The organism is Enterococcus sp. AZ080 (genome assembly GCF_051714945.1).
In the GTDB taxonomy this organism is placed as follows: domain Bacteria; phylum Bacillota; class Bacilli; order Lactobacillales; family Enterococcaceae; genus Enterococcus_B; species Enterococcus_B pernyi.
The window spans coordinates 810465-829389 of record NZ_JBIOSV010000001.1 but is presented as its reverse complement, the minus strand read 5'-3'; the positions used below and the strand labels follow the sequence as shown (position 1 = coordinate 829389).

General features: G+C 38.0%; 19 protein-coding genes, 1 tRNA gene, 1 pseudogene and 1 other annotated feature. Of the genes and pseudogenes, 5 read left to right on the top strand and 16 right to left on the bottom strand.

Annotated features, from left to right (window positions below):
* Positions 1-141: 141 nt before the first annotated feature.
* From IGK01_RS03860 to rplU, 4 genes are all read right to left on the bottom strand, one after another.
* Complete coding sequence (locus tag IGK01_RS03860; RefSeq protein ID WP_010736010.1) at positions 142-2997, bottom strand: sigma-54-dependent transcriptional regulator; 2856 nt, start codon at positions 2995-2997, stop codon at positions 142-144.
* 380 nt (positions 2998-3377) lie between these two features.
* Positions 3378-3671: a 50S ribosomal protein L27 gene (rpmA, locus tag IGK01_RS03855; RefSeq protein WP_010736011.1), complete on the bottom strand. Its 294-nt coding sequence runs from the start codon at positions 3669-3671 to the stop codon at positions 3378-3380.
* A gap of 12 nt (positions 3672-3683) precedes the next feature.
* Positions 3684-4028: a ribosomal-processing cysteine protease Prp gene (locus tag IGK01_RS03850; RefSeq protein ID WP_010736012.1), complete on the bottom strand. Its 345-nt coding sequence runs from the start codon at positions 4026-4028 to the stop codon at positions 3684-3686.
* A gap of 28 nt (positions 4029-4056) precedes the next feature.
* Positions 4057-4365: a 50S ribosomal protein L21 gene (gene rplU / locus IGK01_RS03845; protein WP_019723824.1), complete on the bottom strand. Its 309-nt coding sequence runs from the start codon at positions 4363-4365 to the stop codon at positions 4057-4059.
* A gap of 20 nt (positions 4366-4385) precedes the next feature.
* Positions 4386-4465, bottom strand: a sequence feature (ribosomal protein L21 leader region).
* 127 nt (positions 4466-4592) lie between these two features.
* On the opposite strand from rplU, the gene IGK01_RS03840 reads away from it, so the two are divergent.
* Positions 4593-5237 (top strand): uracil-DNA glycosylase, encoded by a 645-nt coding sequence (locus IGK01_RS03840; RefSeq protein WP_010736014.1) that lies wholly within the window; start codon positions 4593-4595, stop codon positions 5235-5237.
* 70 nt (positions 5238-5307) lie between these two features.
* Here the strand turns inward: IGK01_RS03840 and IGK01_RS03835 are convergent, their stop codons facing one another.
* The 4 genes from IGK01_RS03835 to IGK01_RS03820 form a co-directional block, all read right to left on the bottom strand.
* Complete coding sequence (locus IGK01_RS03835) at positions 5308-5682, bottom strand: MerR family transcriptional regulator (RefSeq protein WP_010736015.1); 375 nt, start codon at positions 5680-5682, stop codon at positions 5308-5310.
* 82 nt (positions 5683-5764) lie between these two features.
* Positions 5765-7399 (bottom strand): SulP family inorganic anion transporter, encoded by a 1635-nt coding sequence (locus tag IGK01_RS03830; RefSeq protein ID WP_224434590.1) that lies wholly within the window; start codon positions 7397-7399, stop codon positions 5765-5767.
* Positions 7400-7523: 124 nt separating this feature from the next.
* A complete protein-coding gene (locus tag IGK01_RS03825; protein ID WP_010736017.1) occupies positions 7524-7883 on the bottom strand; it encodes a DUF1304 domain-containing protein in 360 nt (119 codons plus the stop codon).
* A gap of 283 nt (positions 7884-8166) precedes the next feature.
* Positions 8167-8772, bottom strand: a complete 606-nt coding sequence (locus IGK01_RS03820; protein ID WP_438840504.1) for a GNAT family N-acetyltransferase — start codon at positions 8770-8772, stop codon at positions 8167-8169.
* Positions 8773-8918: 146 nt separating this feature from the next.
* Between IGK01_RS03820 and IGK01_RS03815 the strand changes: the two genes are divergently transcribed.
* Positions 8919-9455: a TetR/AcrR family transcriptional regulator gene (locus IGK01_RS03815; protein WP_010736019.1), complete on the top strand. Its 537-nt coding sequence runs from the start codon at positions 8919-8921 to the stop codon at positions 9453-9455.
* A gap of 84 nt (positions 9456-9539) precedes the next feature.
* On the opposite strand, the gene IGK01_RS03810 is transcribed toward IGK01_RS03815, so the two are convergent.
* Positions 9540-9890, bottom strand: coding sequence for a hypothetical protein (locus IGK01_RS03810; RefSeq protein ID WP_010736020.1), 351 nt, complete (start codon positions 9888-9890; stop codon positions 9540-9542).
* Between the two features lie 374 nt (positions 9891-10264).
* On the opposite strand from IGK01_RS03810, the gene IGK01_RS03805 reads away from it, so the two are divergent.
* Positions 10265-10597, top strand: coding sequence for a hypothetical protein (locus tag IGK01_RS03805; protein ID WP_224434588.1), 333 nt, complete (start codon positions 10265-10267; stop codon positions 10595-10597).
* Positions 10598-10621: 24 nt separating this feature from the next.
* Positions 10622-10954: a CPBP family glutamic-type intramembrane protease gene (locus tag IGK01_RS03800; RefSeq protein WP_080637939.1), complete on the top strand. Its 333-nt coding sequence runs from the start codon at positions 10622-10624 to the stop codon at positions 10952-10954.
* 116 nt (positions 10955-11070) lie between these two features.
* On the opposite strand, the gene IGK01_RS03795 is transcribed toward IGK01_RS03800, so the two are convergent.
* The 3 genes from IGK01_RS03795 to IGK01_RS03785 form a co-directional block, all read right to left on the bottom strand.
* Positions 11071-11144 (bottom strand) — tRNA-Arg (locus IGK01_RS03795).
* 333 nt (positions 11145-11477) lie between these two features.
* Complete coding sequence (locus tag IGK01_RS03790) at positions 11478-12161, bottom strand: O-methyltransferase (RefSeq protein ID WP_010736023.1); 684 nt, start codon at positions 12159-12161, stop codon at positions 11478-11480.
* An 82-nt stretch (positions 12162-12243) separates the two neighbouring features.
* Positions 12244-12771, bottom strand: a complete 528-nt coding sequence (locus tag IGK01_RS03785; RefSeq protein WP_023519280.1) for a signal peptidase I — start codon at positions 12769-12771, stop codon at positions 12244-12246.
* Between the two features lie 200 nt (positions 12772-12971).
* Here IGK01_RS03785 and IGK01_RS03780 point away from each other — a divergent pair.
* A pseudogene (locus IGK01_RS03780) lies at positions 12972-14811 on the top strand (hypothetical protein).
* 230 nt (positions 14812-15041) lie between these two features.
* Here the strand turns inward: IGK01_RS03780 and IGK01_RS03775 are convergent.
* The 4 genes from IGK01_RS03775 to IGK01_RS03760 all read right to left on the bottom strand — a co-directional run bounded on the left by IGK01_RS03775 (position 15042) and on the right by IGK01_RS03760 (position 18738).
* Positions 15042-16046, bottom strand: coding sequence for a lipoate--protein ligase (locus IGK01_RS03775; protein WP_224434586.1), 1005 nt, complete (start codon positions 16044-16046; stop codon positions 15042-15044).
* 13 nt (positions 16047-16059) lie between these two features.
* On the bottom strand, positions 16060-16800 hold the full coding sequence (locus IGK01_RS03770; protein WP_224434585.1) for an MBL fold metallo-hydrolase: 741 nt from the start codon (positions 16798-16800) through the stop codon (positions 16060-16062).
* A 61-nt stretch (positions 16801-16861) separates the two neighbouring features.
* Positions 16862-17656, bottom strand: coding sequence for a DUF975 family protein (locus tag IGK01_RS03765; RefSeq protein WP_010736029.1), 795 nt, complete (start codon positions 17654-17656; stop codon positions 16862-16864).
* Positions 17656-18738, bottom strand: a complete 1083-nt coding sequence (locus IGK01_RS03760; RefSeq protein ID WP_010736030.1) for a M42 family metallopeptidase — start codon at positions 18736-18738, stop codon at positions 17656-17658. Before IGK01_RS03760 ends, IGK01_RS03765 begins: the two co-directional genes overlap by 1 nt.
* Positions 18739-18925 lie beyond the last annotated feature (187 nt).

Here is an 18925-nt window from a genome sequence, read left to right as displayed (position 1 = left end):
ATCACTACTCAAAACATCTTCCCACTTCTGTCGGAAGCATTTCCGTTAAGCACACTTTATTAAAAGCAAGAACCGTGCCAACTTTTTAAAGATACACTACTTTATTTAACGGTTTCTTATACAATACACAAAAACGATACACTATTTTAGTGTATCGTTTTTGTGTATATCTTCATTAGTGTATTCTTTTTTCTCCAAATGGTTAGTGATCATTTTCAATAGATAATACACTTCTTCTAACGGAAACTTCACTTTGATCTTTTCTTCTAAATCATTTAGTGGCTCAACAATTTTAACATAGAGCGGATCGTTTTTAATCGAACGATTATCTTGATTTTCTAAAGAGAGCGGTTCATTTAAGATGACACGCTCAATCATTCCCGCCGCATGTAGAACAAGGTTGATCATAAATCCGTATTCTTTTACATCAATGCTTGCTGAATCCATTAACCCATCTGCAAATTTCCAGAGAGGATCGATTAACTTTTCTCCATTGATAAATGTAAAATTATCTGCGATAAATGACACACATGTACTTTTGGCTGTTTCTTCATTTAATAAAACATCTTCGGTTTCATCTAACTCTGACTCTAACAGTAATTGATCTAAAATCACCTCAATGTTTTGATCAATAAATCTTTCCAAAGGAATGAATGGTGCATCGATATGTGGGTCCGTAATCCCAGTCGTCGCAATGATTTGATAATTTTTTTGGATCTTTGGTAGCTTAGTTTTCAAATCAACGATGGACAAAGCAATTACTTCCAATTGAGCTTCTTGTCTTTTACTGACTGCACGCTCGATCAATGATTTGATTCGTTGTGCTGTTCCCTCTCCTGAGGCACAGATCGCCACTACGGCCTTTCGTTGTTTGTCGTCCGCTTCTGCAACATTTCCACTTGAGACTTCAGCATACCCTCGGAAATTCTTCAAGGATTCATAAAGCAAGTCAAGATCTGTTCCCAGCACCGACACTTTACGTACTGTTTCTAAAACTAAAGAAGTCGTGACCATATCGACTGTTCGGACAGGGATACCCGTATCTTGCTGTATCTGAGCATTGAAGGACGCAAGCGAACCCATGTCCACCAGAAGAATCGTTCCACTCCCCTCATCTACTTCTTGCACACTACGCTCAATCCGACTTAAAGCAGTTTTAGGGTCCATGTCTAGTGGCATATCCACTGCCCGGACGTTATCCGCATCTAGCAACTGTTGAACCACTTGCACCATACTGCTTGCGGTACTATTGCCATGTGCAGCCACAACGACCCCGATCCGACCACTTGCTTGATTAGCTCGTAATGAAACAAGTAATACAGTCAAATAGTAATCTTCACTTTCTGGGATCTCCACTTGGAAATACATTTCGATATGTTTCCGTACTTCTTTCGCCAGTGCGTATTCCTCAGGAAAATCAATGGCCATTTCTCGGATATTATCATTTGTATGCCGCTCTTCTCCTAAATGGATTCGTTTTAGAAAAGAGCTGATATGCAGACTCATCGCATAAATAAAATTTTGTTGAAACTCATATGGTAAAGATTGCTTCACCATGAGATAAATCTGATTCGTTACTTCAATAATTTTAGGGTCAACAAATTCCGCCAACTTATTATCTGCATTAAATGAAAAACCGTGATCTTTATAGAATGACTTTAAATGGATATTGATATCTGTTGAGATAAAGTGATTGATTGCTTCTTGGTCCAAGCCATCTGACTTGAGCAAAGCAGCTTTATCACCAATAATGTCATAAAGATTATAAGGCAACTCATAGGAGTCTGCCTGTAACTGCATCACATCATCGTTTGGAAAAACGGTGATTTTAGGATCAAGTATCTTGGATAACTCTGCCATTTCTTTTCGATTACTTGCTAGTTGGATCAAACCACTTCGAATCCCTTCAGTTAAATCATCGATCGTGATCGATATTTCAGGTTTGTTCATGTGGTTTAGAAATCCTCGCGCACATACCAATTGGATATTCGACTTCAACTGTCCAATGTTTCCATAAGTAACACTGCCTATTAGCGCTTTCACAACATCTTCTGTTAAAGAAATTTTTCTTTGCGTACGATTCGCTTCGTGAGCGATCATGATTTTGACTAAATCGATTTTTTCATTCGCTGGACGTCGGTCAAAAGCAGGCAACTTGATATTGATCGGGATACGGCGTACAAATGTCTCAAGTAATGCCGAACCTGGATCTTCAGTCGTTGCACCGACGATTCGAACATTCGCTTCATGAGATTTCGTTGTTTCGCCCAATCGACTATAGGTACCATGGTCCATAAAGTAAAAAATCATTTCTTGTCCTTCGGGTGGGAGTCGATGAATTTCATCCAAAAAAAGCATCCCGCCATCCGCTTGATCTATGATTCCCATTTTTTCTTCTTCCGCACCTGTAAACGCACCTTTGACATACCCGAAAAGATGACTCATCAGTAATTCAGGGTTGTTAGCATAGTCCGCACAGTTAAAGACGATCAACTCTGTGTCTTCTTCCACCACATGGTTGGTTTTAGCAAAATGAAACATCGCATGAGCAAAATAAGTCTTTCCAGAACCAGTCGGACCAGTGATCAAACAGTTCAACCCTCTGGGAGGATACAAAATGGCAGCTTTTGCTTGTTCCACTGAATTTTTCATACTACCATTGGCGCCAATGATTTTGGCAAAAATATCTTTCGTATCTACTTGAAGACTCGTTTTTTTCACGTGAGTCAATTCTTCTTTATAACTAGGTACATATTTGGATAATGGTTTCTCAATGGTCGGTCTTTCTTGATAGACATACCGAACTGGACGACCATCCATTTTCTTTAGTTTTCCTTCACGTACTAATTTGTTGAGATCTTTACTACTATTGGTACGTTGAATACCTAAAACTTCCGCGATCTCTTGGGTCGTTACACCTTGATCGTTTTCATCTATAGATAAATGAGCGGTCTTTTCTTTGACATACGTATAAATTCGGTCAATTCGTTTTGCCAATATTTTCGCCCCTCTTCTCTTGTCCTTAAAACCTAATACTATTGATTTAATCACTATTCGTCAACTATTTATATCAAAAAAGAAAACAAGACACGCTTAAAATAAAAAAGAACATTCGTTGTTTATTTATTAAGCAATTTAGACAAGTCTAAACGTGTACTATTTTTTCAGATAACAGATAACGATTATCTCTTTTTTACTTTGCGCGATATCTTTTTCCAGTTAGAACTAGCGAAAATAGTAAACCAACTATTTTTACAGCCAATCATTCTCCTAACGCAAAAAAAGCCTGACTCTGTTTGAGCCGGAAATCATTATTGATTCAGAAAAAATGAAAAAACTCTATCCCTCGCTAGGCAAGGAATAGAGCCAACTGTTCATTAAGCTTCTTGAGCTACTGGATAAACAGACACTTGTTTTTTGTCGCGGCCTTTACGTTCAAAACGAACAACACCGTCAACTTTAGCAAATAAAGTGTCATCTCCACCAATACCTACGTTCACACCTGGATAAATTTTTGTTCCGCGTTGGCGGTAAAGAATTGATCCACCTGTAACTGTTTGTCCGTCAGCACGTTTTGCACCTAGACGTTTTGATTCTGAGTCACGGCCGTTAGATGTAGAACCGCCACCTTTTTTGTGGGCGAATAATTGTAGATTCATTGTTAACAACATGGTCTGCACCTCCTATTTATCATTAATTGTTTTTGTTTGGATATATTCTGGGTTTTCAGCTTCGATCGATTGTAAACCTAATAGGAGATTCTCCAATAAGATTTCCGCAATATTGTTTTGCTCTTGTGTCAATCGTGAAATTACTTCGACGTACAAATAGCCGCCTTCTTCTTCATTCATGTCAACAATCGGTTCAAAACCAGCTAATGATGAAATCCCATTGACAGTGCTGATCGCTAAAGCAGAAACACCTGCACAAACGATATCACTTCCGTAAGGACCGGCATCAGCGTGCCCAGTCAAAGTAAATGAAACGATTTGACCAGCGTCATTTCGTTTAAAAGTCCCTTTGATCATTGTTTAGGCCTTCTTTCTCAAACGCAGATTAAGCGTTGATCGCGTCGATAACCACTTTTGTGTATGGTTGACGGTGACCTTGTTTACGGTGTGAGTGTTTTTTAGGTTTGTATTTGAAAGTAACGACTTTCTTTTGTTTGCCGTGTTTTTCAACTGTACCTTCAACTGTTGCACCAGAAACGGTTGGAGCGCCTACTTTCGTAGTTTCGCCACCTACTAGAATAACTTCGTCAAATACAACCTTTTCGCCTGCTTCAACGTCAAGTTTTTCGATGTAGATTGTTTGTCCAACTTCAACTTTTACTTGTTTACCACCTGTTTTAATAATTGCGTACATGCTTTAAAGCACCTCCTTATTTTCATACTTAGACTCGCCATCCAGAGTGACAGGGTGTCCTGTACTTAATCAAACTCATTCTGTGCGGTTGTAGCTGTGGAGACCACAATTACAACATTACTAGAATAACAAATCCTACTATAATAGTCAACAACTTTTTTATTTTGCCAATCATTCGTCAATTGAACGATTTCTTTCTATAATGGACAAGAATAGGAGTTGATACTATGGATTACCCAAAACATTTGATTGACGAAGCAACTCGGCGTATTCAAGGACACCGTGTGGAAGGATTTGTCGCTGGGCAAGGTCCTATCCGACCCAAATTGATGTTAGTTGGCGAAGCCCCTGGTAAAACAGAAATTGAAAATCACATTCCATTTAGCGGCCAAGCTGGCAAAGAGTTGATGAACGCACTAAAATCAGTCGGTTTATCTCGAGATGAAGTGTATATTACTAGCGCTGTCAGAAGCCGTCCTTATCGAATCGTCCAACGCATTAATGGACGGACAAAAAAATCAGAGATCGTTTATCCGAATCGAACGCCCAGTAAAACGGAAGTTTTTGCTCATGCACCAATCTTAGATTACGAACTGCAACATATACAGCCCTCTTTGATTGCCACGCTAGGCAATATTGGGCTACAACGTTTATTAGGTAACGGCTATACGATTTCAAAAAATCATGGGAAACTGTATACCGGACCAGTCTTAGAGTTGAATCCACAGCATGATGCTTATCAATTTTCCACTAAACAGTATCGTGTTCTTCCCCTCTTCCACCCGGCGGCCATTTTTTATAATCGAACACTGACAGAAACGATTTTAGAAGATTGGCAAGAACTTGGAAAAATACTTGTTGAAAAAAAGTAAAGGCTACAAAAGAACCAACCAGTCTCTCAAATCATGATCGATTGGTTGGTTCTTGGTTTTAGCGACTAAATCAAGCTAAGATTGGATCTCCTTTGACCAAATCTTGGTTATAACGCGCGATTTTCTTTTGGAGACGTTCCTGACAAGCTTGCATCTCTGCAATTTTTTTTGCCAATTGTTCACTTTCTTCCATAAGAAGATCCCTACGAGCAAGAATTGTTTCATCACCCGCGCTATATAAACGAATATATTCAGTCAAAGATTCAATCGATAAACCTGCACTACGCATACATAAGGTGAAATCGACCCAACGTAAATCTTCTTCCGTATAATCTCGGATACCTCCGTTTGTTCGGTTCACCGGTGGGATCAAACCGATTCGTTCATAGTAGCGTAACGTATCCGCAGAGATTCCTTTTTCTTCACTCACTTGTTTGATATTCATCCATTCCTACCTCCCGAACGTCTATAAACTTATTTTACCTTAGAACAGGCGGCAGCCACAATTTTTTTAGCGAATCCACTGACTATATTTCACTGTCTAACATATATTGTTTGTGTAAAGAGGTCAGCGCATGAGCCACCGTAAGATGTTGTTCTGTCTTTTGTTTTTCCCAAAGATGTTGCAATTGCTTTTCCACTTCTGGTTGTAACGAGGTGTAAATAATCGTTTGTTCTTTCATAGCAGCTTTTTCTTGAAATTCTTCAAATAAACTTTGCGCCGTCAAATCAATACTTGGCACCCCGCGCATTGAAAAAATGATTCCTTCTTTATCTGCTAATTCTGTTAACGTCGCTTTCAATCGTTCGGCGGACATGAAGAATAAAGGACCACTGATATAAACAACTGCCCAATTATCCAACTTTTTCGTTTCCGGTAAGCTCATTCGCTGCCAGTCGATTTCCTCCACTGAGATCGTGATGGCTGCACTCTTAACAATAAAAAATACACACCCACTAATAATTCCTATAACGATTGCAATACTTAGATCAAAAATCACTGTACACCCCATCGTCAAGAAAAATAGAAGAAGCGCTGACCAGTATCTTTTAGCGAATAGTTCTGTGATCGTTTCCCATTCATTCATATGCCAAGCTGTGACGATCAATACACCTGCTAATGCTGGCATCGGAATGTTCGACATGATTGGTGCAAAAATAAGCATGGATAGAAACAATACGATTGCATGGATCATTCCAGCTACTCTTGTTTGAGCACCGGATTTAATTGCGACACTCGTTCGAGCAATGGCTGCTGTAGCTGGAATCCCACCAAAAAATGGTAACAGTAGATTACCAATTCCTTGTGCGACCAACTCCTGATTACTATCTAACTGACGATTCGCCATTCGGCCTGCCGAAGCACCACACAACAAACTTTCGATCATACCTAACAGTGCAATGCTGATTGCTGGTACAATCACTGTTTGGATCGCTGACAAACTAAAATCACCAAGTACCAAACGGTTACTACTGATCAACGTTTGGGGAATTTCCCCTACGGTCGCAATTGGCCAATCAACGATCATCATCAACGCAGTTGTGAGGATGATTGCCAACAATGAGCTTGGGATCTTTTGCCCCCATTTTTTAGGATAGACCAACATCCCAATAATGACCAAACTTCCCATTAAAATCGTTGGCAAGGAAATTTCAAAGCCTAAGTTTTGATAACTAGCCAATTTTTCCATCACATTGGCCCCTTCTGAATGAACACCGAATAAATTATCGATCTGACCTAAAGCAATAATGATTGCAATACCAGAGGTAAACCCTGTGATGACAGGTGCAGGGATAAATGAAGTCAGCGTTCCTAATCGTAAGACACCCGCAGCGAGTAAAAGAACTCCAGCCAAAAAAGTAGCCAGTAAGACGCCTTGCATTCCTTGTTTTGCGGCAATCGACATCAAGATTGCTGCCATCGCGCCAGTAGGACCAGAAATCTGATAGAACCCACCAGATAAACCACCAATGACTAGACCAGCAATTACAGCAGTGATCAGACCAGCAGCTGCGTCTGCTCCACTTGAAACACCGAAAGCTAAAGCGAGTGGCAAAGCAACCGCCGCGACTGTAATACCTGCCAATAAATCTTTTTGAAATACTGAAAGATTATAACCAGAAAATTCTTTTTTCAATAAACCAATATAATTCTTTAACAACACTACTACCCCATTTTCATAAAAAATTGATAAAATGCACGTTACAGGATAGCATATTTTGTTGATTAAAGTAAGTTTTTTCACAAACTTTCATAATTTTTTTCAGCAGTTATTCTTTTATATCCTAAAAGAATAACGTAATGAGTGCGATCGCTGCTAACCCACCTTGTTTGACGATGATCAAGCGATCACTAGTAAAGCTACCATAAGCCGCCACCAGCAAAATATAGATCAATAATAGCCCCGTGATTTCTTTTGGTGCATTTGAAAAATAAGCGCCGTACACCAATGCCACACCAAGTAACCCATTATAGATCCCCTGATTCTTAAATAAAGTCTGTACGGACTGACGTCCTAATTCTTCCTTTGGCATGTTGAAGACTCGACTAGTTGTTGCAGATTCCGTCGCAAAAGTTTCAATATACATGATATAAAGAAATTCCAAGGCAACAAGTGTAACTAAAATTTGAGATAATAATGTCATCTGTTTTCTTCCTTTCTAAAATCGGCGATCGACCGTCTTTTTTTAGCTGGATCATTGCTATGAGTACCAACCGAAAACGATCTCTCCTTGATTATAAAGGAACTGCTGTTTTTTTTCTGCAACTTACTCTCAAAAATCAAGAGTGTAACAATACAAACAAGTGACGGGGACATTACTCCTTTTGCATATTATAAAACTGAATAAACGGCGGGAACAGAAGTAACCTCTTCGGAAATAAGGCTAAACATTTCTGTCCCGACCTCTAGCAGTAGTCTTTATTTAGTCATAAGATCGTGCTTAATAAGTAACAGGTTATTGATTCTCCTCCACCTAGATCGACTGGTTGGCGGCCAAAAATGGTAAATCCTTTTTTTAAGTAAAATTGGTAGTTGCAATTAGAGTCTGTATAGAGAAATATTCGCTTATTTTTATAACGTCTCTCTATTTCTTCTAACAAGCGTGAACCAATCCGCTTACCCTTCAATGTGGGATCAACAGCAAAATAAGTGACTTCGCCTTCTGGATGAGTGGATGCAAATTCATGATACATTGTTTGATTGGCTTGGTCATAAGTTCCTATCGCCTCTCGATATCCGGTCAATCCCATCAATTTTTCTGCTACGTTGACAAACAAGCGTTTCCCCCATCCAACAGGCACTTTTGTTTCCCCATCGAAGCGAGCAAAAAGAAAGCCGACAAATTGACCGTCTAGATACGCACCTAATGTGACGGTTGATTTCATCAATGCGCCTGTAAGTGCATACTGACTATAGAGATAAAGTGCAATAGGATTTTCTGTATAGCTCGAAAAATTCATCCCTTGTGCTGCAAATTCACTTGCTTTGTTTAAGTCTTTTCTATCAATTGAACGAATCGTTAATTTTTCCATATCCATCTACTCCTTTTGAAACAAAACTTTCTTTCTTTACGTAACTTTATTATAATTACTTAAAAAGTGACTTCCTATAGGCAATGATTCAACATCTGTCCAATAATGAACACTTAGAAAGATACTGTCTAAAAAAGGAGATACAAATGGATCGTCGAAGCAAAAGAACGAAGCACGCAATCAAACAAGCCTTTTTAGATTTAACGAAAGAAAAACCCATCAATAAAATCACGATTGCGGAGCTTTCACAACAAGCAGATATCGGGAGAGGGACGTTTTATACTCACTATGAGGATATCTATGATTTGCGTTCAAAAATCATTGAAGAATCGATTTGTACACTGACAGATATCTTCGATCAAACTTACCCCAACAAAGAGCAATATGACTTTCGCCGATTCGTCCATACTTTAGTCAATCATGTAGATGAGAACAAAGCTGTTTTTCACTTTTTCTTTAATGATTTCATGGATGATGAACTCTCTGTCCAACTTACACAGATCCTGATAAAAAGAGTCATGGACGAAGAACAATTAGATATGAAAGATGTCAAAAATAAAGTAGAGATTCTTTTTTCTATTTCCGGCACTACTAGTGTCCTGACTGAGTGGATCAATGGAAATCTAAACGTGGAGAAAGAAGAATTGATTGCTATTTTAGATGACATCATCACACGGTTTTAATAAAAAAGAAGAACGACTATGCAACGACAATATCGTTGCTAGTGTTCTTCTTTTTTGTTCTTCTTTTTTTCGTAAGTGATATCATTACTCAAGTTGCATCAAAAATTCTCTTTGTTCATCACCTAAAGGGATGATTTTTTTCATAATACGAAACCGCCAGTGCTTTCTGCCAGCGGAAAAACGCCAGACCACGGATAATCCGCCACCTAATGCTACTTGTTCCTCTTCGATCACTGTTCGCTCATACGTGAGATGATCAATAACCTTCGTTTTAAAAAAATTCAAAAATAAAATCGTCACTTTGGTCTCATCGATCAATAAAATCACTTTACTACTGATACTGTCCAAACTCTGAGATTCCGCTAAACAGCGAAACATTCCTGATGATCGATACGGACCTGTTAAACGATCCATCCATTTTTTGGTGATTAACATAAGCGCTTCCCTTTATCCTCTCTTGAAATAAACCCATTCGATTTTCGATCTAAGGAACATCGGTCCTTATTAATCGTCCAGTTGATGTTGTTACTTTATTTTATCATAGATATCTACTTTCCCTATATTGATCCAAATGAAAAAACTTCAAAAAAATAGGTAATGATTAAAAAGATCCTTTTTTTCCTTTTGATAAGCAAATTATTCTATTGTCAAAAAAGGCTAATTTACTGAGTACTCGTATTCATTCTATTTTTATCTAATTATTGATGTCTCTAATCAAACGCTAAAAATGACAGCAAATTATTTCTCGATATTCCATCTCAATGTTACAATCGCCCTTTGTTGATTTTATTTATAGGAGGAGTTATTTAATGTTCGCAATGTTTAAAACTGTCAAACTCAATCTGTGGCGGTCACTCTTAGCACTCATTATTTTAATTTTTGCTGATTGGGGAATGATGACATCTTATCCGATCTTCTCAGGTAGGTTAGATTGGACCTTTTTACCTATAGGGGGAGCGCTTGCTTTAATCATACTGATTGGTTGGAACAACACAAACACTTTATTCAAAAAAATCAATAAGAAAGATTGGCGTTGGATTGCTTTTATCCTTATTCTTGGTTCACTACTTTCAGATATTTTTATCTTGACTGGAAAGCTGCTGAATCAAACCACGGCCGCAAATGCTGGTGGAGATAATTAGTACGAAGGGTTAAACGTTGGTGAAATAATCCTATATTTATCACAGCTTAGCGTGAGCCTGATTGGAGAAGAACTTTATATTGCTGCGATTTTTGTTTTGATCTTTCTTTTACTTTCTACATTTATGCGTACTAAATTTTCTATTTGGGGCGCTAGTACGATTTCTCTATTGGTTTTTGGTCTCAGCCATTATGCCGTATACGATGGGAATCTCTATCAATGTATTTTTGTTATTGGTTTGGCTCATGCCCCTTCTCTCTATGCCTGGTTAAAAACACAAAACTTATTGATCCCTATGCTTGCACATATCTTATATGATTTGATTTTACTTTTTATCATTTTACTTTTTGGAATTTGAACCATCGATTTTTTATCCGATCAAGCTAGCACCTTCAACGTTCAGCGATGAATCAATCTTATTTAGCACAAGAGACAAAAAAACCGCTAGAAACAAAAGTTTCTAACGGTTTTTTACGTCACAGGAGGGATTCGAACCCCCGACCGTCCGCTTAGAAGGCGGATGCTCTATCCAGCTGAGCTACTATGACAGCTTTAGCGGAACAAAAATAATTATAGATAAATTGAAAGCTTATGTCAATACAAAATAGTTATTTTATGAAACAAAAATTTTTATCGTACTTTTTTCTTACAGTTTTTACTGTAAAAATACAGCCACGATTTTCATATTATAATTTTTTGCTACGATCGACTTGTCATTTTATCATGGAACATGAAAGTCTGTTTCGTCCAACATAGTAAGGCAGAACTTGATTGGATAGATTCCCTACTTTCAACTTCTGCCTTGCTATCAATGAAATTGACTTAGCTACTCGCTTAGCTTAGCTAGCATTCTTTTGAATCTTTACTAAAAAATCTGGCAATTATAAGTCGATTGTTTCTGCCTCTTTCGTGATCAAAATCACACCATCACCCAAAGGTAACAACGTAGAGGTCAAATCCGGATGTTCCATAACCACGCGTAGAAATTCATTCAATTTACGATGGATCGCTCGTTTTCCTCTTGGGATCTCTTCATCTGACAGAAGAATCGTCCCTCCTTGAAAAATATCATCAACCATCAAGACGCCGCCTTTTTTCAATACACGAAGGCATTCAGGCAAGAATTCGATATATTTTGATTTTGCACTATCCATAAATATAAAGTCATACGGACCTGTCAATGTTGGCAAAATATCAGCCGCTTGGCCTTCTAATAATGTCACTCGATCCGTCATCTCTAAACGCTCATACGTTGCTTTCGCTTTTCTGATCATCACGTCAAAGCGATCGATCGTCGTCACATGACCTTCTTTTCCAATGACTTGTGCCATCAGACTAGAGGAAAAACCAATCGCAGCTCCAATTTCAAGTACTTCTTTTGGTTTGATCTGTCCTAATAAAAACTGCAAAAAGACGACCGTCTCATGAGGAATGATCGGCACTTCCGCCGCATGTGCTTCCTCTTCAACTTTCCCCAATTCTCCAGTTAACTGTTTTTGTTTTGTCCGCATAAAATCCAATAACTCTTCTTTTACAACGGGACGATGCATCATTTCATTACGCATACTTCCCCTCCTCTTCCAAACATTATACGAAGAAACCTATCTTTCGACAAGAGGGAGAAGCTGGTAAATAAAAATATGATTATTACATGTCAGAAAAAAAATCAGTTTCTTTCTCTCGACGTTGTTTCAGTTCAAGGTAGGTATGCCAAGCTGTAATGGAGGACAAGCACACAGCGATTCCTAGGAATACCCATTTCATCCAATTGAACGCATGCCGTGAGAACAATAACCCTATGTACGGGATCTTGAATATAGGCGTGCCAATAATATTACGATCTCGTACTGCTTCAACTTCGATTTGCGTTTTTCCATCAGCTTTCGTATAAAAATACTGGTGTTGATCTTCAATAGCAACGACCCTTCTTGTCACGATATGTTTACCTGAATTTTCATAGTAGGTGATCACATCTCCAACTAAAATCGTATCTGTCTTTCTTTTCTGTACATAGATCAGACTTCCTTCTGCATAAGACGATGCCATCGCTTGGTCATCAATGATATGCGGTGTCAGCCCAAATACTCGAGGGAGCAGCACGACACACAAAATGATCGCTAGAAGAACCACTAACGAAATCGAACTGAAAAAAGTTATTTTTTTATAGATAGGCACATTGAACCTCCTTAAGAAAATTTTATTAAATCTATAATATAATAACGAAATTTTTTTGACAATATTAATACTCAGTTTGAAGATTCTCTATAAAAAAATAAACAAGCAAACAAAAAAAACGATAAAAATAGCTAAAAATTGACTGTTAAATGAAAAAAGTTTACTCTGGAATTAGATAATTTATTAAAGGAGATTTGTCTATGGTTATTTTTAATAACGGACGTAATAAAATTATACCATTCTCTATGAAAATCAAATGGAGCGTACTTATTATATTTGCATCGTTATTTATAATAAGTATCGCTTATTTTTTCATTACCTCTTCACGCCAATCGACAATAAACAAATGTCTCAGATTGATGATTCATGGGTCTATTATTCCGAGCACGATCCTTATTTTCAGTTCGACAGTAACCATATCGACTACATGCCGTCCATCGACAAGAATGAACCATTTATAATGGAAACTACTCTACATAAAGAATTGGCGGATGCCAATCTCTTGATCAAAGGCAATCATCAATGGTTAAGTGTCTCATTAGATGACGCGCTACTCTACAGTCGCTCCAAAGAAAGCGCACGAAACAATCCTGGATTGTCTTTATCGATCATCGATCTACCAGAACCCTATGTAGGCAAGACGTTGAAAATCGTTGTTTCCTCGCCTTATCAAAATTATGCTGGTCTAACACCCAAAGTTTATTTGGGGACCACCAGTCCAATGATCAGCTTCATTTTTTCACAATCGATCCCACAAGTCATCGCGATGATCTTGGCTTTCGTTATCGCCATCGGATTGTTGATCTGGACTAGCTATATTCTCTACAGGCATAATAAATTAGATCGTTCATTATTGATTTTGAGCCTATTTTCTTTCGTGCTTGGATTTGAATCGATTTCGGAAGATATCTTGAGTGGTGTTCTTTTTGAACCAATCGTACATTCGATTTTTTCACACTTATTTGCAATCTTGACTTCTATACTGATTATTTTTTACTATCAGTCCAAAATGACAAACTATCAGAAATGGTATGGTTATTTCTGCTATTTCCAAACATTTGTTTTTGCCAACATCTTGCTTTATGCATTATTTTCAGATTTTGAATTACCTGAATTGATGCCCTTCGCTAGTGTTGTTAGTGTTGTTAGTGTTGTAAGCACTCTAGTTACTTCTATAGCAAGTATCGGTGAGCATATAAACAAAATCGTTTTTTCACTGTATGTAGTCCTTGGATCGTTTTGATCGCTATCTTTCATTGTATGTTTTATATTCAAACTGCCTTAGGGATTGGGCATTCGATCATCAACTGGTCCACGCTCTTATTTGCGATTCTCCTGATTGTTATTGTCGGATACAATATCATGGAGAATATCATGAAAATCGATAGTTACCATAAAGAACGTCTTTTCTTACAAACTAAAACAGATCTGATCGAAACACATTATGCAAAAATCCAAGCACAGATCCAACAAATCGATCAAGCAAAAAATGACTTTGTTGTACAAATGGAAGAATTGAGTCAATTGATTGATACAAATGAACAAGCCGAAGTGAAAACTTACTTAAAACGGATCGTAGACGAAACAAGACGATTGGATTTGTCTCTTTTTCCGACAGGTCACCAACTAACAAATTTGATTTTGGCTAGATATCAAGAAGTCGCTGCTAAAAAGAATATCAAGGTTGATTTTCACACCCACATCCCAGCTTCTTTACCGATCCATGATGAAGATTTCACACAATTACTCATCCATATTTTAGAGCATTCGTTTCGCGAAACACAAGCCATTGAAAATCCTTTGCATCGAGAAATCTATTTATCGATCCAAGAAATCAATTCTCACATCCAGATCCACTGTGAGCACAGTACACACTATGAGAAAAATATTTTTTCCAAACATGTGACAGAAGAATTGATACGACAAGAACAGTATGACTTGATGATGATTCAGACCACGCTCGACAAATACAGCAGCACCTTGGTCCAAGAAAAAGATAAGTGGGTCGATCGCCTAAAAATCAATATACCCTCTAATTAAAAAAGACCTTCAAAAGCAGTCAACAGGCTGTTTTTGAAGGTCTTATAATCTATTTCAGATTGTCGGGTCTGGGATATTGGCTATTCGTCAGCTTATCACCCTACAACCGAATAAATGATGTTCCAGAAGCGGACATTCAACATTAAACTAAAAAATTGTAAAATACGAAAAACTATTTTTCAATTTTCTATCTTACTTCCTAGGTCAAGACGCTTCTGTCACAACCTTATTTAGTACAATAACTCCAATAAATCTTGTACTTCGATTGCACCAAAATACTTCTTGATATCGATCGTTTCCACTGCTTCTTGTAAAGTAGCTTTGTCATACTTTATACCTGTCAACACTTGTTCAACATCTTTGATATCTCCTAGACCAAAGAAATCGCCGAAGATTTTTACATCCTCGATTATCCCTTCTGAGACATTCAGATGTACCTCGATCGACCCAATCGAAAAGCGTTTTTGGCGTGAAAAGTTGAAATCTGGTGATTTTCCATAATTCCAATCCCAATTTCGATAATACTGCTCAGAAATTTGATTGATTTTTTCCCAATCTTTTTCTGTCAATTCATAGGTCTTTACGTCTTCTACTGAAGATACGCCGAAAATTTTCAAAAGAATGTCTTCACGAAATTCTTCGGTTGTCATCCCTTGTTTTTCCTCAGGTAAGAATGGTTTGATATTTGTAACTCGTGAACGAATCGATTTGATTCCTTTGGATTCGATTTTTTCTTTTTTCACTTTCAGCGCATTGACTACCTCATCAATGTCTGAATCGAACATGATCGTTCCATGTGCAAACATTCGACCATTTGTAGCATACATAGCATTCCCTGAAAACTTCAAGCCATCGATTACCAGGTCATTACGTCCTTTTAATTCGGCACCTGAAATACCTAATTCGTGTAACGCTTGGATGATTGGTTTAGTCACCTTCGCAAAGTCACGGAACGAATCCCCATCATCTGGCATGATGAAACTGAAATTCAAGTTACCAAAATCATGATATACTGCTCCACCACCGCTTAAACGACGTACCACATGGATGCCATGTTCTTCAACATATTCACGATTGATTTCTTCGATCGTGTTTTGATTTCGACCAATAATGATTGACGGTTCATTGATGTAAAAAAGCAAGATTGGTTCTTCTAATGGCATCTCTTGCAGTAAAAAGGTCTCGATTGCTAAATTTACTCTTGGATCATGGTTTTCATTTGGTACAAAAATCATTCTGCTCGTCCTCCTATATATCAAACACTTTATCGACTTCAGCTAAAGCAACTTCGATTTCTTCTCCAGCCGCTTCTTTTGCTTCATTCTCTAATTGTGTTAGGTCACCGAATTGTGGCAAGTGTGTCAAAACCAGTTTTTTGACTTTTGCCGCTTTTGCGATCTCTCCGGATTCTTTTGAAGTGAAATGCGCTTTGTGTCGCTCATTTCCTGCAAAAAGATACGTGTCTGACAAAAAGAGATCCGCCTCTTTAGCGAAGGGAATAAAACTCTCTAAATAGCCAGAATCTCCTGTAAAAACAAGTACTTTTCCGGTGGCTCTTTCGACAATACGCATGGCATAACAAACCACTGGATGAATCGTTTCCAAGAACGTGATCGAAAATGGTCCGACTTCAAGTTCTTGGGTTGGATCATATGACACTCCTTGGGACACTCCTGGCATCGTCAATTGTTCAAAATGACTGGCATCTTTCGTATGTCCATAGATTGGTAATAGCTTTTCCTGATCTCTGTTTGGATGCAATTGCCATTCATATTGCAAAACACCTAGATCTGCGATATGGTCATGATGATAATGGCTGATGATCACAGCATCTAAAGCAAGCGGATCAAGATGGTCTTCCAATTTCACAAGCGTTGCGCTCCCTGCATCAATCAACAAATTAAATTGATCAGCTTGCAACAGATAACTCGTCGTTCCTTGTTTTTTATAAGGATATGCACCTAAGCAACCTAAAACGGTTAATTTCATGACTGATTCCCCCTCAAAAACTTATGCTACCACAATTTCTTATTTTCATAAGAAAAACTGCTTATTCGAAGTGAAAGTATTCCATTGGGCTGCCTTTTTCAATACGAGCTTGTTCGTAAAATTGTGCAATCGACACATTGACATAAGCAATTACCCAAAGTAAACCAAAGAACAGCGCAATAAATCCGAGAATATACCAACCAATAAATGAAAGTTGTAGAAGAAGATAGGTCCCAATACGATCTTTCAATAAAAACCAGGCATATTTCAAACTTTGGATAACTGTCAGTTTCGGATAGTCAAACTTTGTCCAAGCAGCAAATTGGAATAATCCTGCAACGATCGTCATCACAAATAGCGACACGAAGAATAGTAAAGTTGTAAAGACTGCAAAACTCAGATCAATCGTAAAATCATTTATCATCCCTTGCGGTGATGCATTTCCATTAAAAAGTAGATTGATATACGTATTGAATCCGCCAATCAAAAAACTAGGCAAAAGTATAATCCCGTTGATTAACCAATTAAATACGGTATTTAAAAGATTGATAAGCAGAATCGGTACAAAATATTCTTTTTGAAAAACAGCAAATAACAGATTGGATTTTGCTCGCCCACCTCTGACCACAACTAATGAGATATAATAGACCCCATAAGTAAACGCAAAAATCAATACGTGTTGGAGCAAAAAATTGAGTATGTTTGCCTGTGTGCTATCTGTTGGGAAGATACCTACAAAAAGCTGCTGGATGATCAACCCAATAAAGACTGAAAGGAAAATGATCCAAGCATTGATCCCCCACTGTCCTTCTAAAGATGCTCGGGCTTTTTTTCGATATTCAGAAACATTCTTCATTACTCATAACTCCTGATTTCTGCTACTTTTTCACTATCCAAACGTTTGACTACTTCAGTAACTAACTTCACTGTATTGAAGTAATCTTCTTCATGGATGATCGATGTATGTGAATGCAGATAACGAACGGGTACCGTGATTGCAATAGATGGCACACCATTACGTGACACATGCATTTGGCCCGCATCTGTTCCCCCACCGGTGATGACAGTATATTGGAATGGAATAGCCATTTCTTCTGCCACTTGGATCACAAAATTCAATAATTTTTTATGTGGGATCATCGAAGCATCGAAAATCAAGATTTGTGGTCCTTTACCTAAAACTGAATCTGCCTCTTTCGGTGTCATCCCTGGTGTATCTCCAGCAGTACCTGTATCTAAAGCAATCGCAATGTCAGGGTCGACCAAATGAGTACTTGTGCGCGCACCTCTTAAACCAACTTCTTCTTGTACATCACTTCCAGCAAATAAGACATTCGGATGTCCTTCTTTTGCTAGATTTTCAAGTACACGTAAAGAAACAGCTGTCCCAATACGATTGTCCCATGCTTTTGCTAACAAGAATTTTCCATCATTCATTCGACGATATTCAATATAAGGAGTGACCATATCACCAGGACGAATGCCCCATTCCGTCGCTTCTTCTTTGCTTGTCGCCCCGATGTCAATAAACATATCTTTGATATCATAAGGTTTGTTACGAACTTCAGCAGTCAAGACATGTGGTGGTTTTGAACCAATCACGCCATGGATGATTTTTCCCTCTTGGGTCTTGATTTCTACTTGTTGTGCCAACATGACTTGGCCCCACCAACCACCAAGTGTTTGAAATTCAATAAATCCTTTATCTGTGATCTTTGTAACCATAAAACCAACTTCATCCATATGTCCGGAGATAAATACTTTAGGGCCCTTGCCAGAATCATGTTTTGCGATGATACTACCTAGACCATCGTAAAAAATATCATCTGTGAACTGCTCTGCATATTTTTTATAGACTTTTCGTACCTCTTCTTCATTTCCTGGTACGCCACGCGCAGTTGTTAAATCAATCAATAATTGTTCTTCATTTTTATTCAAACGCTTTCCCTCTTTTCCATACTTAATAGTAGAATTATATCATTGTTCACTGATTTTTGGGCAGCATATTTGTTTGATTTATGCAGTCATATTATAACACCAGTCTTCTTTTGAATCTGCTAACATCTAAAAAACAACCCATAACATCCCCTCTATTGGGACGTTACAGGTCATTCCTCGAATTTCT